Consider the following 24642-nt stretch of genomic DNA (forward strand, 5'->3'; position numbering starts at 1 on the left):
AATGAAAAAGAACCAGAACTCTGTGTCACTCCGTGACGACCTGCTGAATTTACTCCGTGATAGTCCGGGAGAATACTTCAAGACTAACGAGATCTCGAAAATGCTCGCAATCAAGTCCGATAGTGAGCAGTATCAGGATTTGCGTCGAATGTTGGACGCGCTCGAAGGGGAGGGACGAATCGTCCGTGGATCGCGCCGCCGTTACGGTCTGGCGCGTCCGATCTTCTCCGAGATCGAAGGTGAGCTTCGGATGCAGGCGACCGGTAACGCAGTCGTGACTCCGACAGCGGAGTTCGATGTTGGCGACACCATACTCGTTCGCTCGCGAAATCTCGCGACCGCGTTGGACGGCGATTACGTCCGGGTTCGTCTTCTTGCCCCAAAGGAAGGGGAGCGTCCCCAGGGCGAAATCCTTGAGATCATTCGCAAGGCGGCGCATCAGGTCACCGGAACGATCGAGCACACGCGGCAGGGATTTCTCCTACGGCCGGAAGGTGCAAAGATCAAACGGGATGTCTTTATCTCTCGCAAGGACTTACACGGCGCACGCGAGGGTGATCGCGTCCGCGTTGAACTTTACGAATGGACCGATGAGTATCTCCAGCCCGAGGGTTTTGTGCTCGAAGTCCTCGCAAAACCAGCCCGTCCCGGTGCGTTCGATAATGAGTCGATCGTTACAGAGCTGAATCTGCCGAGACAATTTCCGTCGTCTGTGGAAAAGGAAGTGGCACGATTTCCAGCGACAATTCCAGAATCGGAAATCCAGAAGCGCCTGGATCTCAGGCGCGAGACCATCTTCACGATCGATCCCGAGGACGCGAAAGATTTCGATGACGCCGTCTCGCTCACGCACAATGATGATGGCTTGGTCACGCTCGGTGTTCACATCGCTGATGTCTCGCACTATGTGACCGAAAACTCTCAGTTGGATAAAGAGGCGTTGGAGCGGGGAACAAGCGTCTATCTCGTGGGTGGCGTGATTCCGATGCTGCCCGAGCGGCTTTCGAACGAGTTGTGCTCGCTTAGGCCCGACGAGGACAAGTTGACCTACTCAGTTTTCATGCGAATGGACCCGAAGACTGGTATCGTAATCAGCTCGGAGCTTAAGAAGACGGTGATTCGCAGCGTCATGCGGTTTTCGTATGACGAGGCGGAGCAACGGACAAAGACTGGCCGCGGAAAATACGCAAAGCTGCTCAAGGAGATGCGGGCGCTCTCGCTCAAAATGTACGAACGCCGCCGCGAGGCCGGTTCAATTGATTTCGAAAGTGAAGAATTCCGGTTCAACTTCAACGAGGCAGGAGAGCCGATCGAGTCTATCCGCAAAGAACGTTTGGGCTCAATGCGGATGATCGAAGACTTTATGCTTGCCGCGAACCGCGCGGTTGCGGAGTTCATTGCGCGCAAAGCGAAGCAGGGAAGCGAACGGCCATTTATCTATCGCATCCATGCCGAGCCCGATCCCGCGAAGGTCCGCGAAGTTGCGCAACTGGCAAAAACCTTAGGATACAAACTGAACGCCGAGAAGCCGACGCCGAAAGTTGTCCAGAAATTCTTGGAAACGCTGAAGGGCAAGCCCGAAGAGCACTTGCTCAACCAACTGATGCTCCGCGCGATGGCGAAGGCGGTGTATGCCGAGCATAACGTGGGTCACTTCGGTCTTGCGTTTTTGCACTACACACACTTCACCTCGCCGATCCGCCGCTATCCCGATCTGATCGTCCACCGGTTGCTGGCGGAGTATCAGCGGCCCGGCGGCATGAACCGAGAGCGAGAGCACCACTATTTCGAGTTACTCCCGGATATTGCCGACCAAACGAGCGCGTTAGAGCGCCGCGCAACCGAAGCTGAGCGCGAATCGGTCAAGCTCGCGCAAATCCACATTCTGAAATCACAAATCGGGGATGAGTTCGATGGCATCATCTCGGGTGTGACGCACTTCGGGATATTCGTGGCGATTTCATCGGGCGCCGAAGGACTCGTCCATATTCGTGAGCTGCCCGGATATTTCGAATTCGATGAAGCGCACTACTCGCTGGTACAGAAGCGTGGGATGCACGGTGCGGAAGGCAAACGCTACCGGATTGGCGATCCTGTTCGCGTGCAGCTTGTCCGCGTGCTCGAAGAGAAACGGAAGATCGACTTCCGCCTGGCGGATGTATCCGACGGCGAGACGATCAAACCGCTCGCCGGCGAGAAGGCTCGGCGGCCGAAACTTCGCCAAGAGCGCGTTGCCGGACGGCCTCGAAAAGAGCCACGCCCGAAGCGACGCTCGCGTTGAGCGAGGCCGTCTTGCCGGCCAGCGGAATCGATGCTAATTGCTGGCACCGCTCGCGGACGAGGCGGTGGAGACCTTTTTCTTCGCTGCCAATAATGAGACAGATCGGTCCGGTAAACCCGATTTCGTAAATCGATTCTGTTGCTTCTCCCGCAAGTCCAATACAGGAAACGCCAAACTCTTCCTGCAGCTTTCGGATGGTCTCGGCAAGATTTCCGTACTTGACAATCGGCAGATGGCTGGCCGCTCCCGCGCTCGCTTTGTAAACCGCTGGGGTGAGCACCGCGCCGCGCTTCGGCAGCAGAATAGCCGTGGCTCCCGCAGCTTCTGCCGAGCGAATGATCGCGCCGATGTTGTGCGGGTCTTCGATGCCATCGAGAGCGACAAGCAGTGCGTTCGGATTTGCCTCCAAGACGTCCTCTAATTCCAGATACTCCCGCTGGGAGAGCAGGACAATAACCCCTTGCGAATCGGTGCCTTTGGCGGCGCGCTTTTCCAGTTCGCGAAATTTCGCGCGGTCCAGTTCGCTGTGCGCGACTCGGTTCGACCGTACGAGATGCAGAATCTCACTGATCTGCGGCCCATGCACACCATGCGCAATATAGACCTTCTCGATTCGCGCGCGCGACTCGGCATCGCGCAGCAATTCGAGCGCTGATCGACGACCCGCGGCATATTGATTTTGTTCAGACATTGATTACATCCAAAGATGGCAACTGTGCCGATGGTCCAAAGAATTCTCTTAAATATTCGGCGGCTTCATGGACAAAATGTACAGGATGGACGACGCGGATTGTACGCTGAAAGTCTGATCCTTTCGATAGACAGTCGATGAAGTTGTGCCAGCTTGTCCCCAGCAGGATGAGGGGCTTTTCCGGCAAGAACCGCTTAACCATATAGTCCCACGCGAGCGCGACTTCAACGAGTGTGCCGGTCGAGTTTCCAATCGCGATGAATGCATCGGGGAGATCGAGCAACTCCATCGTGCGGTCGTTCGCACTCTTGACGCGGATCTCGCGTGTGAGATATGGGTTTGCTTCGCGCCCGCGAGCGTAATAGACTTCCGCAGTCACGCCGATCGCTGTGCCACCCACATCGTGCGCGCCCCTCGAAGCGGCTTCCATCACGCCTTCATAGCCACCGGTGACGACTGAAAAGTTAGCTTCCGCGAGCATTCGGCCAAGCTCCTGCGCCTCAGTGTATAGCGCATCACCCTCGATGCACGATGCAGGTCCAAAAACAGCAACCAGTTTCTTCATCAGTCGAGGAATGCCCAGGTGACATCCAACCGCCAGTGAAAGCCCGGACGCGGATAGATGCTCACGTTGTAATAGGGTGTACTGAGAATATTCAGTAATGACAAGTTCACCTGCGCCCGGCGGTCGAGTTCTGCCGATAGCAGAACATCGATGACGTACTTTGGAGTATTGATGCGTGAATCGGACATGGGGAACGTCGTCGCGGAATCGACTGTCGAGGCTGGCCATCCCCGATAGACATAATAGTCGGATGCTGGATCGTAGGTGAGTTGCGGGTTGAGTGTGTTCGTAAACCGTACCCGGGGTCCGGCAACAAGCCGAAGATTTCCTTCCGCGAGTTCGTTCTCATAATAAATACCCGCCCATCCGAAAAACCGTCGGGGCAACGCGTTTTGGGTCGCAAACGCAGTGGCATAGGCACTCATCGGCGATAACGACGGAAAATACGTGAGCGAATAACCGAAATGAAAATGCGAAACATATGCATCGATCGCCGCGCTGGCCGATTGCGTGTGGAGAGGGGTGTTCGAGAATCGAGGATGGGCATGAATCGAGTCGGCGGCGATGACATCTACAATTCCTTCCGGTTCATGTCGATCGAGGACACCGGCATGGATCGCGATACTATCGCCTCGCGAAAATGGCACGCGCAGATCCATCCAGGCTCCGATATTTTGGAGTTGATACGTCTCGTCTGGCGATGGGCTCAGTGCCGCCCTGTCTTTTGCATAGTGATAGCTTGCCGAGAACGAGAGCGCGTTCGTCACTCCCACGCTTGCCGCCAGCCCAAGACTTGGAAGCACCAGCGAGGATACTGGTCCGCCATCGAGCGAAAGATTTGATTCGACAGTCCGAACAAACCCGAATATTGACACACGCAGCGCAGTCCGAAGTGCGAGCGAGTCCGAAAACATCGCAGCCAGTCGTGTTTCGCGCACGGACGGGGTGAACGTGGACTGAGAGTCTCGTGATGTTAGCTCGATATCACCACGCAGCATCGCTCGGGTAAGAAAATCGCCGACCGAGAGCCCAATCGGCTGCGAAAGCGACGCGCCGTAGCGGGTGCCGGTTGTGAGCTCAGGCAGCCAAATCGGAAATGTGGAGTCGGCCGAGAGGATCCGTCGCGATTCGCCAGAGGCAAAGGCGGCAATTGTGGTCCGTGCCTCGGCCAGGAGTGGCAAGTCCAGTTTGGCGATAGCATCCATTCGAACGCGATGATCGAATGTGTTCGGATCGATCATCGGTGCCAATTGCTCGTTGAAGATGTCAATCGAATCGCGCGAAGCAATGCCGCCTGAAAGGCCACTGAATGCCGTTGTATATTGGCCCCAGAGGTAGAAATCCAGCGTGTGCCTTCTTGCGTCTGAGGTGGCAAGCAGCGAATCGATCCGGTGTTGCGTCCACGTGCTATCATGAGGTATGGTCCCAAGATATTTGGTGAAACTCATCGAGCCACGGGCACTCCATAGATCGGCACGAGGGTCGAATGAAAGATCGTTCGGAACGGGAGCATGCCCGGCACTGCGACGATGTACACCGAGAGTAATATTGGTGCCCTGTGTAGCATTCAAGCTGAAGATCCCATCAAAATCGGAAAAACTACGAAGCAAGTCCTGAGTGTAATGGACACGTGAATACGGGACCGGCGCACGAAACCGTTCGAGTGAGGCATTCGTCACATCGCTCGCAGCATAATCGCTTCCGGTCATGCTCGCGCCTGGCGATGCGCTGTTGACCCGAAAATCATCGAAGGCATCGAGCGGATAGTAATTCGATAAATTGGCCCCATTCAGGATGCTGTTGATCGGCAATATACCATCAATGAGCGTGGATATAAGGCTTTCACTCGTCCGCGCGGTGAGTTCGAATGATTCTCGACCATAAGCCTCCTCACCGAGCATCAGCGGAAATGGTCCACCCGTGGCTTCGAGGATAGCAGCCGGTGTGGAAGGTGATGCGTAATAGCGCATCGCTTCGCCCGTAACATAGAGATCACCGTCATTTCGGTCGGCTTGTGGCCTCCGCCAGAGACCTTCCGCATGTGGTGAATTGGATAACGTTGTGTCGCGCGATGGCGAGCTACGATTGGTATCCATCGGTGCGGTAGTACCAGCCTTTCCTGAGACTTGAGCCCGGACAGTGGCAAATCCCAGAAGCGAGAGAATGATAGAAAGAACGGCGGCCCGCACGGTGGCTCTAACCAAATTATCTCGAGTCGTATTTCTTGCCGGGCGCCATTTTTGGCTTTGGCGGTGGTGCATCGGATAGGATTAAGCCATCCATTTGCTCTTTCGTGCTCTTGGGATCAATCAGGACACGCGCTCGGGCGTGAAAATGCGCACCGATATGGCGCTTGCGTTTTGCCGGTGGAACTTGAAATTCATAGCGCGCTCCATCTTTGCTCTGCAGATACCAGATCCCTCGTTTTGTCCGATGGATCATACCATCGAGGATCATGAAATTGACGGGCAGGTCGGTCGGCTGCAAATGGACACTCTCGATGTGGAGCACTCGCACCATCTCGCCGATCATGCAAATCGATGCGCCCTTGGCGGGTTCAACGACTAAATCCACCATGGCACCATTAATCAGTAGCGGAGCGAGCGTCCCGGAATCTCCGAATAGCTCGTAATGCTTGCCATCGTTGCCCTGAAGGTACCAGCAGCCACCTTCAAGCGTGGAGTGCTGCATCATGCCGGCGATGTTAAACGACTGGGCGTTTAGTGGACTTCTTGGAATGAAGCTGAGGAACGAGCCGAGGGCCAGAGCGAACCAAAAAGATAGCAGGCGAGAGGTACTGGGTAAAGTCCGCGTATCACGTTTGGTCATCGCGCATCGTGTTTGAGGCTGGTTCAGGCAACACGAACGGCGCGTGCAGCCTTCCCGTCCGTGCTGAGAATACCTCGGCCTTCGAGTTCGGCCCGTAGTGATTCCGAAAAGATCAGTTTCTTCTTAATGGCGTTTTGCTCGAGCACTGGTACCAGCGGCATCGAGTCGATCTGGCTGGCGGCGAGAATATCCGCCTCGAAACCAAGTTCGGATAGTGTGCGGCCATGGTCGGATTCGAGCAAGGTCCGATAAATGTCCGAGCCATATTGGTGATACACGGAAAGTGCCGCGCGTGCCGAGTCCGAAAGCTGTAGAGACCCAAGACGGGTCATGAGCCGTGTGATCAACATTCCTGCACAGGTCGCATCTTCAAGGGAGAATTCCTCTTCACGTCCACTGGTAAGGATCACCAGTTGCTCGGCTTCGATTCCAGGAATCGAAGCAATCGCATCGACGGATGCAGTCATGTTCACAAAACTTGAGACGAAGCATTGCCGCGCATGTTTCGCTTTAGTAAGGGCGACCGCACCATTGGTCGTCGTCAGAATGAGCGCCTTTCCTCGAACGGCCTCTTCGGTGTATTCCAAAGGAGAATTTCCGAGCTTGAATCCTTCGATCCGCTTGCCGCCGCGTTCACCGCAGAGAATTGTTGCCGGGCGGTCGCTCATCATGGTCGAATGGAGATTGCCGACGATCTTCATCGCCGCTTCGACCGATGCCACAGGGATAATTTCTCGGGCGCCGGCGCGCATCGCGTAGGTGATCGTCGTCGAGGCACGCAATACGTCGATCACAACGACGATCTTGTCGCGCAACTCGAGTTCGTCGAGATGATTCGGGCTAAAATAAGCAGTGACTTGCACTATGATATTAGGTCAAATTCGGCCCCGCTGGCCGCCAACATGAAAGTGAAAAGACGCCTGTTGTTTCAAGGCGAGACGGATGAACCATCGTCCAGATAATCGTCACCCAGATGACCTCTCGCCGGAACGGGAGATTATCGACCGGCCTAACGCCGGAGTCAACTGCTTGGGTTTCTGGCGAGGCCCTCATTTGAAAAAGAGACTCGGAACTTCTTTCGATTCTACACCAGAGTCAGCAGCTTGTACACAAGATAAATCCCGAGCGCGAAGACTGCCGCCGCCGACGCGATCGCAAAGAAAATGGAGTAGCTCCGGACCGTCTCCACCTTGGCAATCTCGATCAAATGATACTGGATGTGTTCGTGGTTCCGAGTCATCCCTTCGACGATGCCGCCTTGCTTGTCATACCACCCGAAGTTTTCGTCGAATTCGATAATCGTGCCGTTCTTCAGTGTGATCCGCGATATGTCGGGCTCCCAGGCCGTGCGAATTTCGCGGACGGGCGAAACCGTCCGGCAACTGCATACGATCAGCACCAAGAGCGCCGTGAGGATTCTGAGATTCCGTTGTTTATTTCCCATCACGCATAGACCAATGAAACAACGCTTTTTCTTGATTGCGGTTCTCCTGTGCTTGGCATATCCGGCGATTGCGAAGACCTGGCGGGTCGGCCCAGGCCGCCAATACACCGCTCCGAGTAAGGTGATGTCCCTCGTCTCGAATGGCGATACGGTCGAAATCGACCCCGGACTCTACGTAAAGGACGTAGGCGCCTGGAATGCCGATTCGCTCGTCCTTCGCTGCTCGACTGGTTATGCACATCTGGACGCTCAGGGTACCGCCGCGCAACGCAAAGCTATTTGGGTTATCAACGGAAAGCACAATTACGTCGAGGGCATCGAATTCTCAGGTTGTGCGATTTCTTTTGCAGATGGTGATAATGGCGCTGGGATTCGCCTGCAATCCAACAGCTTCGGATGCCGCCGATGCTACTTCCATGACAATCAGGAGGGCATCCTGACGGGCAATGACACGACAACCGAGATTACGGTCGAGGCCTGCGAGTTCGATCATAATGGTGTCGAAGGTACGTCTCTCGCAGGTTTCGAGCATAACATTTATATCGGTCACAGCCGCATTGCGACGGTCAAGTACTGCTACTTCCATCGCTCGATCGTGGGTCACGAACTCAAGACCCGAGCGAACGTCAACTATATTCTCTACAATCATATCGTCGATGGTCCCGATGGCGATGGCAGCTATTCAATCGATATCCCGAATGGCGGGCTCGCCTTCGTAATCGGCAATTCGATTGAGAAAGGGCCGAACGCATCGAACTCCACGATCTTTTGCTATGGCGAGGAAGGTATCATCAATCCCGACTCCGAGCTGTACTTTGTCAATAATACTGTCGTCACCGATCGTAACCCGACGAGGCTCGACACCATCAAGCCCGGTGCGAAGGCGATCTTGATAAATAATATCTTCGCCGGCAATATGCACCCATTGAATCCAACGGCTGATACCGTTTCGAATGTCATCACCTCGGACGTGTCATTTTTTCACTTCCGAAATGCCGCTGCCTACGACTACCAACCAACTGCCGCGTTTCCCGGAATGACCTCGACGACGGATCCCGGTAGCGCGCATGGCTTCTCTCTTCGCCCGATCAGCAGCTACGTCGATCCGCTCGATAGCATGTCGCGTAACGATCAGCCGCTCCAGATCGGCGCATTTCCATTTCAGGCGCCACAGGCCGTCGAACGCAGCGCAATCATTCTTCCAGCTTCCGTCTATCCAAATCCGCTTCAGCAGTCAGGCATGATCGCGGTGCCCGCAACATTCGCGGGCGATCACGTCTCGCTGGAGCTGCTCGATGCCACCGGCGCGCTGGCACGCCGTGATGTGCTCCCGGTCGTAGCAGGTACCATGCATTTCGAGCGCGGTTCGCTCATGGCTGGCGTCTATTATTATCGTATCATCGCGGAAGGTGGAGACCAACTTTGTTGCGGCTCGATTGTCATTACGCCGTAAGCATGCGTATCTTTGTGTGTGCGTAAGTTACTCGCCATTTTCGTCGTCCTATCGTTCTCCACGGCTCGCGCGCAGGAGAAAGATTCTGCCACCGTGCTTTCGGTCGCCGCTGTCTCGCTCCTGCCGGCTGCGGGCATGACCGCCATCATCGTGCTGAACCAGAACGCCTTCTGGCGATACGCAACCGCAGTGCCGTTCCACATTTCGAACGATCCGCCCTACGCGATGCACATCGACAAATTCTCGCATCTCTACGTCTCGGCAATCGGCTCGGACGGCATGCGCGCTTCGTACCAACTGGCCGGACTCTCCGAAGGCACTTCCGCGTGGCTTGGAGCGGGCCTCAGCCTCGCGTGTAGTTTCGCAATCGAGATGGAAGACGCGCGGCACGGCGATGACCCGCAATATGGTTTCTCACCCGGCGATCTCGCCGGAGACATCATCGGCTCTGCTTTGCCGGTGCTGCGCCACTACTATCCGGTGCTGGAGCGGATTGAGACCAAGATAAGCATCTGGCCATCGCGCGCATACAAAGAGAACCAGTATAAGACCATCGCCGATGACTACGAGAGCCAATACTACTGGCTCTCCGCCGATCTCCACGACTGGACCCCGCTGCCCAAATGGCTGAACCTCGCGCTCGGCTTCGGCTGTGAAAACCTCCGCCTGGCCAAGTACGCGGTGCCCTCTCCGTATGGCTCGCCATACACCGATCTCTATCTCTCGCCGGACATCAACCTCAAAGGTCTGCCGATTGATGGTCCGGTTTGGAAGACCATCGCCAGCATCCTGAGCTATGTCCGGATTCCGATGCCAGCGCTCCAGTTCTATCCCCGCCTGAAGGTGTGGGCGTTTCGTTAGCAGCCGTGCATCGGCGAATTCCAAGTCGCCGGGGTTCCGCATTAGGGGCGACTTGGAAGTCGCCCCTACACAGCCCACCTATCTCCCGCCAGTCCCAAGTTGTGCAGCCACTCATGCAAAGCATACATGGACCTGCAGCCCAGTTCACCGAATCGGAAGTTTAGCGAAGAAACACCCTTCCACCCTATAAAACGCGGATTGACCCTTCCGGCGTTGCAGCAACATCAAATATTTATATACTAAAATGAAGATTTCCGAAATAATTCATATTCCATGCTTCATCTTTCATACTTTTAGCGAAGCGACCCCCTTCCATCTATTACAACGTTGTTCGACCCTCCCGGCATCGCAAGTTTTCGATGAATTCTGAAGAAATTATTCTCGCCGCGGAGGGGCCGTCCATCGGGATTTGGATTTCGCGATTGATTGGATTTTGCGCAGCCGCTTCGCGGCAGGGATTGGACGCCCCATGGGCCTTCGTTATACTTTCGCCAAGTTAAGAGCGCAGTTCCGACATCTAGAAATCGCGTCTGCGGAAAAGCAACTCAGTATTGCACCACGCTCTTATCGATCTCTTTGCTCCAGGCGATGATGCCGCCGCGGAGATTGCAGGCCTTGGGGAAGCCATTGCGGCGCATGAAATCTACGCGGCCACCGGTTGCTGATGCGAGCGAAGCATCAGTTCGTAAAGATAATCGGGTGCGATGTCGGCGCCGTTTGGCCAGACGATCGTGCTGAGATCTGGCTCTACTCGGACTTTGCGGAATTCGTTGATGTCGCGCAATGGCTCGAAGTGTCGTCCGGATAGTTCATTCGAAAGATCAACGGTCCCGGTCACACCGTTACTGAACGTGAGTTCGAGCGTGTATCCTGATATGTAACGAACAGCGATGACGTATTCCATTTTAGATCAATGGTTCGATTTTCTTGATTGGCTGGTCATTCAGTAGCGCATTCCAGTTGTCCATAAGTTCCTCCCGGTGATCGGAGGCCCATTCGAGAACAGCGGAGTGAATGCGGCGAGGAAGGTTGCCGGCCAGAAGTCGGAGGTCTTGAATCGAGTACTTACCGAAGTACTCCGCATATCTCGCATGGAAATGCGGCGGCCCGTGGTCTTTCTCGTACATTGTGATTACGATTCCCAAGAATCTGCTGATTTCTGGGATGATCTGAAAACGTCGTCTTGCCAAAGAAGATGCTCAGCAAACGCAGAAGAGCCGCCTCGCGGCTGGGTCGAGGATTCCACACAGCACACGATACCAAGGCGGAGGAGCCACGTGACGCGGACGTTCCGCTCAGTATTGCACCACGCTCTTATCGATCTCTTTACTCCAGGCGATGATGCCGCCGCGAAGATTGCGGGTCTTCGGGAATCCGTTGCGGCGCATGAACTCAACGGCCATACCGCTCCGTCCGCCCAGCTTGCAGTGTACAACGATCTCGGCCTCCGGATCGAATTCGGCCAAATGCTGTGGCAGTGAGTTCAGCGGAATGAGCTTGCCGCCAATGTTCGCGATATTATATTCGGATGGCTCGCGCACATCGATCAGCGTGAACTCGCGGCCCTGATCGCGCCACTCCTTTAACTCATGAACGGTGATTTCAAACGGGATTTGCATAGCGTAATGATGTGTAATTGGCGGCGTGGGATTCGCAAGGCGTAAACGGGTAATGCGTACCGCGTGGTTTCTTAATAAGTTTTTAACAATGTAGTGTTGAGGAATGCCGCATGGACGCACAACATACTTCTAGAAATTGAAGAATCGTACGACCCCGCTCGCAAAGTCGATAAGCGGCTGGAAATAGACGCCCAATGCAATCACCGGAATCACGAATGCAAACAACAAAATGCGCTGCAACAGTGGATAGCGGAGAGTGGAGAGAGGATAGCGGGCATCCGGATTATCCACTACCCACTTTCCACTATCCGTTACGCCCTGGAGTGCCAGTTCCTGCAGGGGTCGCTTCAGGAACATCGCGCTGGCAATTCGCAAGTAATAGTAAAGTGATACGATCGAATTCAGGATCGCCGCGATTGCGAGCCAGAGCCAGGGCATGCCGTGCGTTACCGGATTCGGTGTCAGAATCGCGGTGAAGAGGTAGAACTTGCCTATAAATCCTGCCGTCAGTGGAATGCCGGTGAGCGAGACCAGAAAGATTACGAACGCGGAGGCCACGATTGGCGAGCGCGCGCCGAGTCCGCGGTAGTCATCGATCTCCTCCGAGCCGATCTTATTCTCGATCAACATGATAACATAAAACGCGCCCAACTGCATGAAGAGATATGTTGCGAGATAGATCATGATCGCGACCACTCCGGGCGGAGAGAAGAAGAGTCTTGCCGGAATGGAGGCACCGCTGACTGCAAGTGCAGCCAGAATATATCCGGCATGGGCAATCGAACTGTATGCCAGCAATCGCCGCACGTTCGATTGCAGGAGGGCGGCCAGGTTACCGACCGTCATAGTGATGACGCTTAGCGCTGCAATCAGTAGCGGCCAGTTGATCACCGGCAGGTTTTGCTCTGCACCGAGCGGGAATGTAAAGATAACGAACCGGGCGAGCAGCCCAAAGCCTGCCGCTTTCGACGCCACCGAAAGCAAGGCTGCAACCGGCGCTGGTGCGCCTTCATAGACATCCGGCGTCCAGAAGTGGAATGGCACCGCACTAATCTTATAGCACATGCCGACGAGCACGAGTGCGGTTGCAAGCCACAGAATCAGAAGGTTCGATCCTGTGTGAGTAGCAGGCGAGAGTGCCAGCACCTGGCGAATCGCGATGATCTGTGTCGTGCCAGTCAGTCCATAGAATAGCGAGAAGCCATAGAGCATGAGTCCGCTCGAAAGCGCGCCGAAGAGAATATACTTGAGCGCCGCCTCTGATGCGTGCGGTGTGTCCTTTGAAAATCCGGCCAGGATATATCCTGCGATTGAAACCAGTTCGAGCGAAAGATACATCATGAGCAGATCGGTCGAGGCCGGCATGAGGAAGAGACCAACCATCATACCGAGCAAGAGCGAGGAGTAATCGCCAAGCCTTCGCGAACGCGCCATGAGTTCGCGGGATGCCAGCGACATACAGAGCACCAGAATGCCTGTCACCGCGATGAGCAGCTTGAAGAATACCGCAAAGTTATCGGCGACAGCCATGCCATATCCACTCACCGGTTCTCCATTGCGTACATTCGGCGCGAACAGTGTTTGCGTGTAGGGGAAGATTATTGCGCCCGATTTCCACTCACGCGGGTGGCCCGGATCGACGCCATGCCACTGAAGCGCGGAGGCGAACCCCGCAAGCACAAGCACGAGAATGCTGAGATACACGGTCGCTTTCTGGCCGATGTCATTCCGTGCAAGCGCGTTGAGCAAGATGACCAACAGGAAGCCGCCGGTCAATATTACTTCCGGCAAAAAATGAATAACGCTGTATTGCACATACCACTGGACCGTCGTGGCAATTGCAGAGAGCGACTCGGGCAATCTTGGTGGAGGCATTGCTTCCGGCTAGTTCAGCAATGCCGCGCTGCCAACCACAGCGCTTGGAGGTACGTGGGCGTGGACAACCAGAACGAGTTGATTCACACTGGCAGTCATAAGATCGACGAGCGGCCCCGGATAGACACCGAGGGCAACGATAATCACGACGAGCGGAATCAGCGTTGCCAGTTCGCGCGGTGTTACATCTGTCAGGCCGTTCCATTTCTCCGGCAGCGTCCCGAAGAACATCCGCTGAAGTGTCCACAGAAAATAAGAGGCGGTCAAGATGATGCCGAACGTCGAAAGAATGGTCCAGGTCTGCCAGGTTTGGAAGGATCCGATCAGGACGAACGCCTCGCTGACAAACATATTCAACGCGGGCAACCCGAGCGCCGCAAAAAATGCAATGACCACGAACGCGAAGTACTTCGGCATTTTGTTGGCAAGTCCGCCGAACTCGAGAATGCCGCGCGTATGCGTGCGGTCGTACAGCACGCCGACGAGCACGAAGAGCATCGCGGTTACAATACCATGATTGACCATCTGGAGCGATGCGCCGAGCAACCCCTGCGTGTTCAACGCCGCAATGCCGAGCAGCACGTATCCCATGTGGCTGATCGAACTATAGGCGATCAGTTTTTTGAAATCACTCTGCGCCATTGCACAGAACGCGCCATAGACGATATTGATAAAGCCAAACATGGCGAGATACCAACTGAGCGCAATTGCAATGTCGGGGAAGATGCCGAGACAGAGCCGGATAATTCCGTAGCCACCCATCTTGAGCAGTACACCGGCCAGCAGAACCGAGATTGCGGTCGGCGCCTCGACGTGCGCATCCGGCAGCCAGGTATGAAACGGCACCATCGGAATCTTGATGGCGAAAGCGAAAAGCAATCCGATGAATCCGACATAGCGCCAGGTCGTGCCAATGCCCGAGAAAATGCTGCCCTTCAGGATCGCGGCGGGGTTCATCATTTGCAGCATGTTGAAGGAGTGATACAACTCCGGCTTGTGCGTGACCGGACTCATCACCAGACTATGCGTGCCGGGCATGTAGAGCATCACTTCCGTCGAGAAGTATAGCCCGATCATCACGAGCAACATCACGACCGAGCCGAGCAGCGTGTATATGAAGAACTTGATCGCTGCATACTCCCGGCGTGCGCCTCCCCAGATACCAATGAGAAAATACATCGGGAGCAGCATGACCTCCCAAAAGATATAGAACAGGAAGAAATCCAGCGCGCAAAACGTCCCCATCATGCCCACATCGAGCAAGAGGAACATGAGAAAATACCCTTTGACGTTGCGGTCGATGGAGAAGCTTGCAAGCGCTCCGATCGTTGTAATGATCGCTGTCAGCAGGACCAGTCCAACCGAGAGTCCATCGATCCCCATGAAGTAATCGATCGAAACGTTGCCGAAGACACCGAGGCCGGCAAGTCGAATCCACGGAAGACGCTCGACAAACTGAAAGCTATGGACATCGTTGACTCCGGCCAGAGCGGTATTGTAGTTAAGGCAAATCACAACTGCAATTGCGACTTGGGCCAGTGTCACGGCAACGGCAACGCTGCGAAGCGCCATGATGCGCTCGCGTGGCACGAAGGCGAGCGCGATCATTCCCACCAGCGGCAGGAAGGTTATCGCGCCAAGTAACGGAAACTCTGAAATGGTCAAAACTTAGAGTGAAAAACTGATAGCGACGGTAGCTCGTGGGTCGTGAAGTGAAGCGGCTGCTTGAAAATTATTTAAGTCTCATGCAGCATCCATGACGGCCGACCCATTTGCTACGGCTCGTCATAGTTCATTCTCCACGGCTCGTTCTCCACGATCCGTTACCGAATGACGCTGATCGCACGCGTGAGTTTGATGCCGCGATCCGTGGTGAGCATAACATAATACACGCCATCAGCCAGCGGAGTGGAGTGGAAATTCACCGTCTGCGCTCCTGGTCCGGTTTCAATGCCGTTCAAAAGAACAGCCACTTCTCTGCCAAGTGCATCGAGTACCACAAGCCGAACCTGCTGGCGCTCCGGCAGATCGAATGTGATTTCCGCGTTTTGCTCGCATGGGTTTGGTGCGATCGAAAATGCCAACGGTTGTGAGTTCGGCTCAACGGACGCCGGTGGCAGTTGTTCAGCCATCGATTCCGAATATGTTGCGACGCCGGTACCCGAGGAAATCATGCTGAGTGTCAACTTTCCTTGCCCGCGATAGACGCTTAGCACTTCTGCGCTGGCGGCATCGTACCCAATCGGGAATCCGATCGGAGACCAGGTTGCGCCAAAATCCGTCGTCCGAAAGACTCCAGAGTCGCTGGTAACAATACCCATGTTGCTATTTGGCACGAAGGCAACAGCCCCCGGGATCATTTTAGCGACTGGCATGGGCATCGAAGTCCACGTTATCCCTCCGTTGGTCGTCTTCTGCATCCCATTGACTCCGCTGGTCCCGCTTGCGGACGTCACCTTCCTAAAGCACGCGAAGCCATGGAGCGTATCATCGTCCATCGCAAGCGATAACGAGTTTGGATAATTGGTCGAGGCCGGAGTCCACGTTTTCCCTCGATCGCTCGTGTGCCAGATGCGCGAGCTGTTCGAGCCGAACCAGCCATAATCGCCGACCCATGCCGTCGCATTATTCCAACTGGCTTCTCCGGATTTCATATTATCCGGTGCAGTCGGACTCAGATCCCAGGTCTTGCCGCCGTCGGAGGAAATCCCGATACCCCACGAATTAATGGACGTAGTCGAAGCTGGGTCTCCGATCAAAATACCGTCCATTGGTACTCCATTCTTCGGGGCAAAGAAGTGGATGGTATTGACAAAAGCCGTGAAGGAGGAGACGTCGGACTGCCCAAACGTCTTGCCGCCATCGGTCGTCCATAAGACGGACGCTGGCCCGCCGCCTTGCGGTCCGGTACCGAACCACGCAGTCGTGGAGTCAAAAGCTTCAACGTCATACGGAGCTTGCGAGCGGTCCCAGACCGCCGCTGTGTCACTCCACGCTCCGGCGGTCTCGCGGGCATAGTCGGCGATGGCCACACCGCCCGTTGTCGATTCATTTCCGAACGACGCCCAGGCGGCGGTATGCGACGTTCGTTTGAGGCTCGAACCAGCCGGTGCGACCTGCTCAACCCGGAAGCCAGGCACCCGCGTCAGCGGGATGTACATCGTCATCGTATCGTGATAGTCGCCACCGTCTGTCAAAAAGAATCGGATGGGCAGATTGCCTTCGCTAAAAATACCGTTGCGTGTGATTTGAAAATTCCCCTGGGCCGTGACATTCAGTCCCACGCTGCCAAGGGTGGCCACTGTTCCTGATCCAGAATAGCCAGTGCCGCTGATGAGTTTAGCCGTGATGCCACTTCCGGCAGCCGTTACATTCTTGAACGTGACACTCAGCGCATGGGGAGCGCCAACGGTACGCAGCGAATCACTTGCAACGCCATCGATGGAGTAACCGGTCACGAGAAGGCCCGGAGCGGGTATCGCTCTGAGCGCGCTATCGGCATCGACACAGCCCCAGAAATCATACTGATCTGCTGGCTGCACATTGTTCAAGCAGGTCTGAATAATCTGTCTTGCGATGAATTGCGGTGGCCAGCTTGGGTGGAGCGAAACTACAAGTCCAGCAACACCCGCCGTCAGTGGTGACGCAAAGCTGGTCCCATCCTCTGCATTATAAACATTGCTGCCAGGATAGGTGCAACTAAGAATACCGGACCCAGGCGCGAAGACGCTGACGCTATGACCGAAGTCTGAATAATATGCCGGCCCGTCGGACTGATCCGTCGCTCCGACCGAAAGTACGCCGGGACCATTCGAAGGATAGAAAGCCGTTTTATCATTGCTCGTCCCATTGTTCCCGGCCGCGGCTACGACGAGGGCATTCCGCGCTGTTGCTTCTTGAAGTACCGTGTTGCCAAAAGCGACGTCCGTTCCTGAGACAGGACCGCCCCAGGAGCAATTGATCACCCGCGCTCCGTGCGTGGACGCGTAGTGAATGCCCTCATAGCCACCAGAAATGTTTTGCGCGTCAGTACCAGCACACTTGATGGCTATCAAACGGCAACCGTACGCAGCTCCGGCGATTCCGACAGAATTATTGCCTGACGCTGCGATACATCCGGAAGTATGCGAACCATGCGTCGCAGCTGGATCATCCGGACTCGGGTCGTTATCCGGCTGGAACGGCTCACCAGCGGAGGCATTGACCTTTCCAACCACATCGTAACCAAGCTTGATGGCGTTCATCAGATCTTCGTGCAGCATATTGAATCCATCATCCACATCCGCGATGAGCACCGTGTTATCGCCCGTTGTTATGTCCCACGCGCTGAACAAGTGCATCTTGTTCAATGCATATTGCTGCGAGATATATTGGTCGTTCGGTGTCTTCGATAGCGGGAATAAGTATCGCACCGAACCACACTCGACCTGGCCAGTGCTTTCGAGCATGGTCAGCGCTGCTCTTGGGTCGATCGCTCGGTTTGTATAATAGACAACATACATTCGGTCGATTCCGAGATTGTGGGTGATTGCATCGTTCGGCGCCTCGGCATCGAACGGAAGCGTGGCCGTCGCATGAAGCTGATCGAGTATGTGCGTGAAGGCGCTCGCCACACCGGTTGATTGCGGCACGATTCCAACGTGGGTATATCCCTCCAAAGCTTTCGAGCCCGGCCGCAGCTTGATATAGATTATGCCAGGCGCATACGGCGTTGTAACCACAGGTGCTGCGCTCGAGGGGTGTCGGTCACGTCCAACCGCAGCAATGGATGCGATAGAAAGAACAAGAACGGCGAGGATACTCTGCTTCATATCGGTATCAAATAAGATATACGGAAAGCCTTTATGGCAGCGCAAGAACAACGTATCGAATGACTATGAAGATCGCAATTACAGATGCAACAACCCACGCGAGGTAGGTTTGAATTCTGCCGGATTGCAGCGAGCGGATCATCAGCCCTAAGAACTGCATGGCTGCACCCGCGAAGGTTACTATGCCATCCACGACAAACCGGTCGAAATAACCCAAAATTCGCGAGAGGATAACAGTCATGCGGGCAGTTGCATTCACCACGCCATCTATGACCGCTTCGTCTGCCCATGCTACAATGCGCGAGCTTAGCAGAACGGTGCCGACCACTGCAAAATTGTAGACCGAATCGATATAATATCCTCGAAAAACAATTTCATGAAGAATTCCGAGCGTGCGGCTTCGCGGCTTGCTCGGGGTTCGTTTGGAGCGAAGTAGATAGAGCCACAACGCGAGCAGTAACCCCGTTACGGCGGAGCCGAGTGCGAGCCACATGGAGAGCGGCGTCAGCGACCGCGACTTCTCACTAAGCGCAAGTTGATGCGGCATTGGCGATTCCAGCACGCTTGTTGCGGACGGTGCGATCGCGAACCCGAACGGCTCCGAGTGAGGAGTCACATTTAATCCAGTTCGGAACGGCGGCGCCGTTTGTGGGGGAATGACTTGCACGGTCGTCTTAACCCACTTCGTGAGAAACCGGCCAGTCTCCGGATTGAATGGATTGATCGAGTACCAGATCCACAAGGATGCGGCGGCGAGCAGTAACAGCGGGGCTGTCATGACCAGCGGTGATTCGCGAATGCGATCGTACAGAGTGCGGCGCGCGGGCGGTCCAAAAAACGTCAGGAAGGTTAGCCGCCACATATAGGCTGCTGTCAATATTGTGACGATGAAACCGATCACGGGCAAGGCCATGGCAATTCCGCCTTGTAGTTCGCCGTATGCAAGCGTTCCAGATAGGATCTCATCCTTTGACATCATGCCGGCCAGGAACGGGAGGCCAGTGACGGCAAGCGTTGCGACCACAAACGAGTATGCTGTCAGCGGCATTTTCTTTCGCAGACCTCCGAGCGTGCGAATGTCCTGCGCATCCCATTCGTGATCGTTCGTTTCGTGCTGTGCCCGATGGACCGCATGAATCACGGAGCCTGCGCCAAGGAACAAGCATGCCTTGAAGGCAGCGTGGGTAACGAGATGGAAAATGCCTGCGCTAACCGCGCCGGCTCCGATGGCCATCATCATCAGCCCAAGTTGCGAAACCGTGGAATACGCAAGTACGCGCTTGATGTCTGTCTGCGTGAGCGCAATCGTTGCTGCAAGCACACTAGTAAATGCCCCGGTACATGCGACGACCAGCATGGCATCCGCGGTCAGGATCGGAAAAATACGGGCCATTAAATAGACGCCGGCAGCGACCATCGTGGCGGCATGAATCAGTGCGCTGATCGGCGTTGGACCTTCCATGGCGTCCGGCAACCACACGTGCAATGGAAATTGTGCGCTCTTCGCAATTGCGCCACCAAAGAGCAGCAGACCGGCGATCGTGAGTGTGGTCTCCGGAGAAAAACCAAGAAGGCTGAACGTGATCGGGAGTCCTTGTCCGACAAGGCCAAAGATCTCACGCAGGTTGAACGTATGAAATTCTCCATCGAGGAGTAGAATCCCTGTGAACAGCACCGCATCGCCAATGCGATTCGTGATGAATGCCTTGTTCGCTGCGTATTGTGGAGCAGGTCGTTCGTACCAATGAGCGATCAGCGCCCAACTTGAAAAGCCAACCAATTCCCATGCGCCATAGAGCATGAACAGATTGCTCGATAGGACGAGGCCAAGCATGGCGAATGTAAAAATGCCAAGGAAGGCGTAATACCGCGCATATCGCTCGTCGCTCCGCATGTACCCGATCGAGAATACATGGACAAGGACGCTGATGCCGGTAACTACGACCATCATGATCGCGGTGATATTATCGATAAGCACGCTGGCTGGAATTGTCAGCGGACCGAATCCCGGAATGATGCCAAATCGAATCCAATCTATACTCCACTCATAGGGCCCAAGGGCAGCGGCACCCGTCTGAAGTTTGAGCCACGCGATATATAAGGAGAGTCCAAAACTAAACGCAACTGCCGGTATGGAAATGAGGTGCGCTCGTTGATCGAGCGCTCGCTGATTGAATATGACTAACACGAACGAGAGCAGCGGAAGCCCGAGCGCGACGAGTGCAAGAAGTAGCAGTTGGTCCATGGAGCGTGTCGCGAATATCAGTCGTGCAGTTTGTTCGCTTCGTTAACGTTGATCGTCTGCGACCGGCGATAGAGATTTAGCACAATGGCGAGCGCAACCGCCGCTTCGCATGCGGCGATCACGATCACGAACATTGCCGCCATCTGTCCGCCGAAGTTAATTGCACCGTACCGCGTGAATGCCACGAAATTGATATTGGCGGCATTCAGGATCAGTTCGATACCCATGAGCACGGCGATGGCATTCTTCCGAGTCAGCATCGTGAAGATCCCAAGCACGAGAAGAATCGCGCTGAGTACAAGAAAGTGGGGAAGGCCTACTGGGATCATGCGGTTTCCTTCCTCGGTATAGTGGACGAAACGGATTTGTCTTGACGCGCAATCGTGGCCGCGCCGATAAGTGCAACAAGCAGCACGACGGAGACTAACTCGAATGGCAGAACATAATCGGTCATTGCGAGCTTGCCGATTTCTGAGGCGGTGCCCTCGCTCCCGTTCTTGTCCAGGATTTCGCGGGGCGTGCCCTGCACTTGTGATGTCACCTGCTGAACGGCATCGTGACTCCATGGGCTGCGGTTCCACGGTGGTTGATCGTATCGGATCCAATGGCCCGAGATCGTAAGCGAGGCGATCAGAAAGAGGAGCGCGCCGCACAAAATTAACGCGGGGATGCGCGATCGTACTGCCGCGCGAATGTCAATGTTTGAAACGCGGTTCGTAAGCATCACGCCAAAGACAAGAAGCACGAGGATACCGCCAACATAAATCAGGAGTTGGGCGATGGCAATGAAATCCGCACTCAGGATAACATAAATGCCCGCAATTCCGAAAAATGTAAATAACAGCGAAAATGCGGCATGGACGATATTGCGCGAGAACGCGACCAGCACCGCACTCGTGACGATCGCGATTGCAAACAGATAAAAAAATATGTCGAAGAGTCCTGGCATTATTTATTGTGGTCGTCGCCGCTCCCGGGCCCGGCTCCCGGCGCCTTAAATGGCGGAGGCTTCATTCCGGGTTTGGCTACGAACGGTGGTTTCACGGTCCCTCCGGAGGCTTGCTGTTGCTCGGCCACTTTTGCTGCGCGCTCCGCCGCTTGTTTGGCACGAAGCGCGTTGGCTTCAACCTCCCACTTCTTCCAGTTTGCGGTGTGCTCTTCGGCTTCCGATTTGTCCATCGTGGCAAAGTGATAGATCAGGTTCTCGCGCTTGTCCTCGGCGAACTCAAACACTTCGGTCATCACGATACACTCCGTCGGACACGGCCACACACACAGCGAGCAATAGCAGCACTTGGCCATGTCGATATCGAACCGCGTAACCCACAGCGATTTCTTCTTCGCATTGCGGGTGGTAATGCCAAGATCTTCGCCCGGTACGGACTTTACTGTGTCGATTTCGATGCAATCGACCGGACAGGCGCGCGCGCATTTATCGCAGCCTATGCAATCGTCCATATTGACGTACAACCTGTTGCGCGCTCGTTCGGGCAGCACGTAGGCATCGCGCGGCGCAGGATACTGGCGCGTGACCTTCTTTCGCAGAAGGTGACGAATCGTGATCCGAAGGCCCTCGGAGGCCGTCAGCAGTGCACGCGAAATGTCAGTGAAGTATTTTCCCACGGAGTTTGAAAATGGCGGAAAGCCTGAACACGCCTCAGGAGAGGAGCAATCCGTAAGGGCCGGAGCCTTTATGAAAATTGGAGAAGAAACTCCGATGATGTTATGGCGGGGATTCTGCCAGACGCGAAGTCCCTTACGTTGCTCGTTATGATAAACGTGGAAGAAGCAGCATGGGCCGCTGCCTCGACGATAGCATCTTCAAAATCTGCGATCGCGCTATTCCGAGCCTCTGTCAGCATTGCCTTGTTCACCGGCACAATTTCGAGTACATCCAAAAGTTGCCCCGATAGCTCCCGCGCTTTCGAGATTCCAAGCGACTTCTTCAGAATATAATAAATCGTGGGAGCAGCGTGAGAGGGAATGTTGCCGGACACCTTCCATCTTCGGCAAAGACTGAGCACCGCCATCGAGGAATCGAAGTCACCCCGAAGCAGGTAGATGTCGAGAATGACGTTCAGGTCAATCGTTGCGACCATGCTGGAGGAACTTCTCCGTCAAGGATTGCATGCGCAGAGCCTCGAGGTCACTATCCGGCGGCAAAATGCCCGCCCATGATTGGATCATAGGATCGATGTCCCGATCGGTGGCATGACGAAGCGTGCGAACGAGGTAATCGAAGACATCATCGACCTTCATCTTCGTCCGTTCGGCAAACGAGCGAATAAACGCCGCCTCGGAAGCCGGCAAGTCGATGGTAAAATGCTCAGATCCATTCATCATAAACTAAAATGTTTCGGCAATGGGATTAGTTCGTTACAGCAAGGATGGCGATCCGAAGGCCTTCGGAGGCCGTCAGAAGAGCTCGCCAGATATCTGAGAAGTATTTTGTCACAAGAAATAACTAACGACGATGCTGTGGCGACTTTTCCTCACACATCTTCAAAGATGCGGTCCGGCGTCACCAAACTTCCAAATGCCCCAATGACTTGCAGAAGGTGTCCCGCGCCAGCAATGATGGCGGTATGAGTGAGAAGTGGAAACAAATCATCCAGGTGTTTCCACTCCGCGATCCATCCAACAGCGGCGAGGACGGTCCCGAAGAAGAAGAGCAAGGTGTAGATGAGTCGTCGCCGTCGCATACCGTGTTGCGTCATTGAAGAACAACGCTAAGTGTACTCGCAGCAAGAACAGCAACAAGACTAAACGGAATCAACACCTTCCAGCAAATATGCATGACCTGATCTACGCGCAAGCGGGGCAGCGTCCAGCGAATCCAGATCTGAACGAAGACGAAACTGAGTCCCTTGAGCACGAACCACCCGAATCCGATGAGTGGTCCGTTCGCATCGCCCACGATGCTCGATCCACCGAATGGCGATTGCCAGCCACCCAGGAATAAGACCGATGCGACCGCGCCGACGGCAAACATGCTCGCATACTCCGCAAGGAAGAACAGTGCAAACTTCATACCGCTATACTCGGTGTGATAGCCGGCGACAAGTTCCGATTCGGCTTCAGGCACATCGAATGGCACGCGGTTCGTCTCGGCCAGCGAGCCGACGAAATAGACCGCGAACGCAATGAGCATGACTGGGATCAGCGCGAGGTTCGACATGCCGCCAAAGCCGGGCAGGTGCTTCGGCCCACCAAAGAGAAACCAGTTTTGAATACCACCGGCCTGCAAATTCGTGATCGTCTGCAAATCCATCGAGCCGGCTACCACGACGATCGTGAGGATCGCGAGCGCGACCGGAATCTCATATGAGATGATTTGAGCGACAGAACGCATCGCCCCGAGCATCGAATACTTATTGTTCGATCCCCAGCCGGCCATCAGAATGGAGATCACCGCGAGCGAGCCGATGCTGATGAAGTAAAAAATGCCCGTGTTCAAACGCGCGCCAACATACGCCACTGAAAATGGCAGCGCCGCGAATGCCGCGTAGCTCGCCAGAAAGATCATCCACGGCGCGAGCCGGTACATCGCTTTGTCCGCTACGAGCGGCATCGTATCTTCTTTCTGTAGCAGCTTCAGGATGTCAGCAATCGGTTGCAGCGTGCCTTTCGGACCAGTGCGCATGGGTCCCAAACGGTCCTGCACCCACGCGGAAATCTTCATCTCACCTAAGATCGCGATGAGACCGTAGACCAGAATGAACAGGAGCGGAACGGCGCAATAGACCAGCGTCGTCAGTGCAAGCGACGCCATGCTTTGACCAATTATATTGGCGACGAATTCGTAGATGAAATCGAACATGGATGGACACTAAACGTGTGGACGCAATGAAAGGTTATTATGCACCATCTTAGTGGGAAGATCTTTTGCCGTCGTATTTTTGTGGTGTCATTTGCACGATTATGCAAATCATCTGGCTCTCCATCGCGGTTCTCTTCCTGATATTATT

General features: G+C 54.9%; 23 protein-coding genes. 3 read left to right on the forward strand and 20 right to left on the reverse strand.

The window, feature by feature from the left end:
- Window position 1: 1 nt before the first annotated feature.
- The gene (rnr, locus tag Q8902_07995) at window positions 2-2281 is read left to right on the forward strand and encodes a ribonuclease R (GenBank protein ID MDP4199496.1); all 2280 of its coding nucleotides are present in this window, start codon (window positions 2-4) and stop codon (window positions 2279-2281) included.
- On the opposite strand, the gene rlmB is transcribed toward rnr, so the two are convergent.
- The 6 genes from rlmB to Q8902_08025 all read right to left on the reverse strand — a co-directional run bounded on the left by rlmB (window position 2178) and on the right by Q8902_08025 (window position 7810).
- Entirely contained in the window at window positions 2178-2972 is a 795-nt protein-coding gene (rlmB, locus tag Q8902_08000) for a 23S rRNA (guanosine(2251)-2'-O)-methyltransferase RlmB (GenBank protein ID MDP4199497.1), read from the reverse strand. The genes rnr and rlmB overlap by 104 nt on opposite strands.
- Window positions 2965-3537, reverse strand: a complete 573-nt coding sequence (locus tag Q8902_08005; protein MDP4199498.1) for an LOG family protein — start codon at window positions 3535-3537, stop codon at window positions 2965-2967. Before Q8902_08005 ends, rlmB begins: the two co-directional genes overlap by 8 nt.
- On the reverse strand, window positions 3537-5726 hold the full coding sequence (locus Q8902_08010) for a hypothetical protein (protein ID MDP4199499.1): 2190 nt from the start codon (window positions 5724-5726) through the stop codon (window positions 3537-3539). Before Q8902_08010 ends, Q8902_08005 begins: the two co-directional genes overlap by 1 nt.
- Before the next feature lie 16 nt (window positions 5727-5742).
- The gene (locus Q8902_08015; protein MDP4199500.1) at window positions 5743-6231 is read right to left on the reverse strand and encodes a hypothetical protein; all 489 of its coding nucleotides are present in this window, start codon (window positions 6229-6231) and stop codon (window positions 5743-5745) included.
- Between the two features lie 158 nt (window positions 6232-6389).
- Window positions 6390-7229, reverse strand: a complete 840-nt coding sequence (locus Q8902_08020; GenBank protein MDP4199501.1) for a 2-phosphosulfolactate phosphatase — start codon at window positions 7227-7229, stop codon at window positions 6390-6392.
- Window positions 7230-7450: 221 nt separating this feature from the next.
- Window positions 7451-7810 (reverse strand): hypothetical protein, encoded by a 360-nt coding sequence (locus Q8902_08025; protein ID MDP4199502.1) that lies wholly within the window; start codon window positions 7808-7810, stop codon window positions 7451-7453.
- A gap of 13 nt (window positions 7811-7823) precedes the next feature.
- Here Q8902_08025 and Q8902_08030 point away from each other — a divergent pair, with 13 nt between their 5' ends.
- Both Q8902_08030 and Q8902_08035 read left to right on the forward strand, forming a co-directional pair.
- Window positions 7824-9263, forward strand: coding sequence for a right-handed parallel beta-helix repeat-containing protein (locus Q8902_08030; protein MDP4199503.1), 1440 nt, complete (start codon window positions 7824-7826; stop codon window positions 9261-9263).
- A gap of 18 nt (window positions 9264-9281) precedes the next feature.
- Window positions 9282-10124 (forward strand): DUF2279 domain-containing protein, encoded by an 843-nt coding sequence (locus Q8902_08035; GenBank protein MDP4199504.1) that lies wholly within the window; start codon window positions 9282-9284, stop codon window positions 10122-10124.
- A 643-nt stretch (window positions 10125-10767) separates the two neighbouring features.
- Here Q8902_08035 and Q8902_08040 read toward each other — a convergent pair.
- The 14 genes from Q8902_08040 to Q8902_08105 form a co-directional block, all read right to left on the reverse strand.
- Complete coding sequence (locus Q8902_08040; GenBank protein MDP4199505.1) at window positions 10768-11028, reverse strand: DUF2442 domain-containing protein; 261 nt, start codon at window positions 11026-11028, stop codon at window positions 10768-10770.
- 1 nt (window position 11029) lies between these two features.
- On the reverse strand, window positions 11030-11290 hold the full coding sequence (locus Q8902_08045) for a DUF4160 domain-containing protein (protein ID MDP4199506.1): 261 nt from the start codon (window positions 11288-11290) through the stop codon (window positions 11030-11032).
- Window positions 11291-11419: 129 nt separating this feature from the next.
- Window positions 11420-11743 carry a rhodanese-like domain-containing protein gene (locus Q8902_08050; GenBank protein ID MDP4199507.1) on the reverse strand — a complete coding sequence of 108 codons (324 nt, stop codon included), beginning with the start codon at window positions 11741-11743 and terminating at the stop codon, window positions 11420-11422.
- A gap of 129 nt (window positions 11744-11872) precedes the next feature.
- A complete protein-coding gene (locus Q8902_08055; protein ID MDP4199508.1) occupies window positions 11873-13618 on the reverse strand; it encodes an NADH-quinone oxidoreductase subunit N in 1746 nt (581 codons plus the stop codon).
- A 9-nt stretch (window positions 13619-13627) separates the two neighbouring features.
- Entirely contained in the window at window positions 13628-15277 is a 1650-nt protein-coding gene (locus tag Q8902_08060) for an NADH-quinone oxidoreductase subunit M (protein MDP4199509.1), read from the reverse strand.
- 164 nt (window positions 15278-15441) lie between these two features.
- Window positions 15442-18429 carry a S8 family serine peptidase gene (locus Q8902_08065; protein ID MDP4199510.1) on the reverse strand — a complete coding sequence of 996 codons (2988 nt, stop codon included), beginning with the start codon at window positions 18427-18429 and terminating at the stop codon, window positions 15442-15444.
- Window positions 18430-18460: 31 nt separating this feature from the next.
- On the reverse strand, window positions 18461-20674 hold the full coding sequence (nuoL, locus tag Q8902_08070) for an NADH-quinone oxidoreductase subunit L (GenBank protein ID MDP4199511.1): 2214 nt from the start codon (window positions 20672-20674) through the stop codon (window positions 18461-18463).
- A 17-nt stretch (window positions 20675-20691) separates the two neighbouring features.
- A complete protein-coding gene (gene nuoK / locus Q8902_08075) occupies window positions 20692-21003 on the reverse strand; it encodes an NADH-quinone oxidoreductase subunit NuoK (protein MDP4199512.1) in 312 nt (103 codons plus the stop codon).
- Window positions 21000-21623: an NADH-quinone oxidoreductase subunit J gene (locus Q8902_08080; GenBank protein ID MDP4199513.1), complete on the reverse strand. Its 624-nt coding sequence runs from the start codon at window positions 21621-21623 to the stop codon at window positions 21000-21002. Before Q8902_08080 ends, nuoK begins: the two co-directional genes overlap by 4 nt.
- Window positions 21623-22297, reverse strand: coding sequence for an NADH-quinone oxidoreductase subunit I (locus tag Q8902_08085; protein MDP4199514.1), 675 nt, complete (start codon window positions 22295-22297; stop codon window positions 21623-21625). Before Q8902_08085 ends, Q8902_08080 begins: the two co-directional genes overlap by 1 nt.
- 68 nt (window positions 22298-22365) lie before the next feature.
- Complete coding sequence (locus tag Q8902_08090) at window positions 22366-22773, reverse strand: PIN domain-containing protein (GenBank protein MDP4199515.1); 408 nt, start codon at window positions 22771-22773, stop codon at window positions 22366-22368.
- A complete protein-coding gene (locus Q8902_08095; GenBank protein MDP4199516.1) occupies window positions 22757-23017 on the reverse strand; it encodes a hypothetical protein in 261 nt (86 codons plus the stop codon). The genes Q8902_08090 and Q8902_08095 overlap by 17 nt, the downstream gene beginning before the upstream one ends.
- Before the next feature lie 149 nt (window positions 23018-23166).
- The gene (locus tag Q8902_08100) at window positions 23167-23376 is read right to left on the reverse strand and encodes a hypothetical protein (protein MDP4199517.1); all 210 of its coding nucleotides are present in this window, start codon (window positions 23374-23376) and stop codon (window positions 23167-23169) included.
- 11 nt (window positions 23377-23387) lie between these two features.
- Window positions 23388-24494 (reverse strand): NADH-quinone oxidoreductase subunit H, encoded by a 1107-nt coding sequence (locus Q8902_08105; GenBank protein MDP4199518.1) that lies wholly within the window; start codon window positions 24492-24494, stop codon window positions 23388-23390.
- Between the last annotated feature and the right edge of the window lie 148 nt (window positions 24495-24642).

This window comes from Bacteroidota bacterium (genome assembly GCA_030706745.1).
Lineage (GTDB): Bacteria > Bacteroidota > Ignavibacteria > Palsa-1295 > Palsa-1295 > PALSA-1295.

Excerpts from the sequence above, each read along its gene's own strand:
- rnr (MDP4199496.1), top strand. The coding sequence starts at position 2 with ATGAAAAAGAACCAGAACTCTGTGTCACTCCGTGACGACCTGCTGAAT.
- rlmB (MDP4199497.1), bottom strand. The coding sequence starts at position 2,972 with ATGTCTGAACAAAATCAATATGCCGCGGGTCGTCGATCAGCGCTCGAA.
- Q8902_08005 (MDP4199498.1), bottom strand. The coding sequence starts at position 3,537 with ATGAAGAAACTGGTTGCTGTTTTTGGACCTGCATCGTGCATCGAGGGT.
- Q8902_08015 (MDP4199500.1), bottom strand. The coding sequence starts at position 6,231 with ATGATGCAGCACTCCACGCTTGAAGGTGGCTGCTGGTACCTTCAGGGC.
- Q8902_08025 (MDP4199502.1), bottom strand. The coding sequence starts at position 7,810 with ATGGGAAATAAACAACGGAATCTCAGAATCCTCACGGCGCTCTTGGTG.
- Q8902_08030 (MDP4199503.1), top strand. The coding sequence starts at position 7,824 with ATGAAACAACGCTTTTTCTTGATTGCGGTTCTCCTGTGCTTGGCATAT.
- Q8902_08040 (MDP4199505.1), bottom strand. The coding sequence starts at position 11,028 with ATGGAATACGTCATCGCTGTTCGTTACATATCAGGATACACGCTCGAA.
- Q8902_08050 (MDP4199507.1), bottom strand. The coding sequence starts at position 11,743 with ATGCAAATCCCGTTTGAAATCACCGTTCATGAGTTAAAGGAGTGGCGC.
- Q8902_08055 (MDP4199508.1), bottom strand. The coding sequence starts at position 13,618 with ATGCCTCCACCAAGATTGCCCGAGTCGCTCTCTGCAATTGCCACGACG.
- Q8902_08065 (MDP4199510.1), bottom strand. The coding sequence starts at position 18,429 with ATGAAGCAGAGTATCCTCGCCGTTCTTGTTCTTTCTATCGCATCCATT.
- nuoL (MDP4199511.1), bottom strand. The coding sequence starts at position 20,674 with ATGGACCAACTGCTACTTCTTGCACTCGTCGCGCTCGGGCTTCCGCTG.
- nuoK (MDP4199512.1), bottom strand. The coding sequence starts at position 21,003 with ATGATCCCAGTAGGCCTTCCCCACTTTCTTGTACTCAGCGCGATTCTT.
- Q8902_08080 (MDP4199513.1), bottom strand. The coding sequence starts at position 21,623 with ATGCCAGGACTCTTCGACATATTTTTTTATCTGTTTGCAATCGCGATC.
- Q8902_08090 (MDP4199515.1), bottom strand. The coding sequence starts at position 22,773 with ATGGTCGCAACGATTGACCTGAACGTCATTCTCGACATCTACCTGCTT.
- Q8902_08095 (MDP4199516.1), bottom strand. The coding sequence starts at position 23,017 with ATGATGAATGGATCTGAGCATTTTACCATCGACTTGCCGGCTTCCGAG.
- Q8902_08100 (MDP4199517.1), bottom strand. The coding sequence starts at position 23,376 with ATGCGACGGCGACGACTCATCTACACCTTGCTCTTCTTCTTCGGGACC.
- Q8902_08105 (MDP4199518.1), bottom strand. The coding sequence starts at position 24,494 with ATGTTCGATTTCATCTACGAATTCGTCGCCAATATAATTGGTCAAAGC.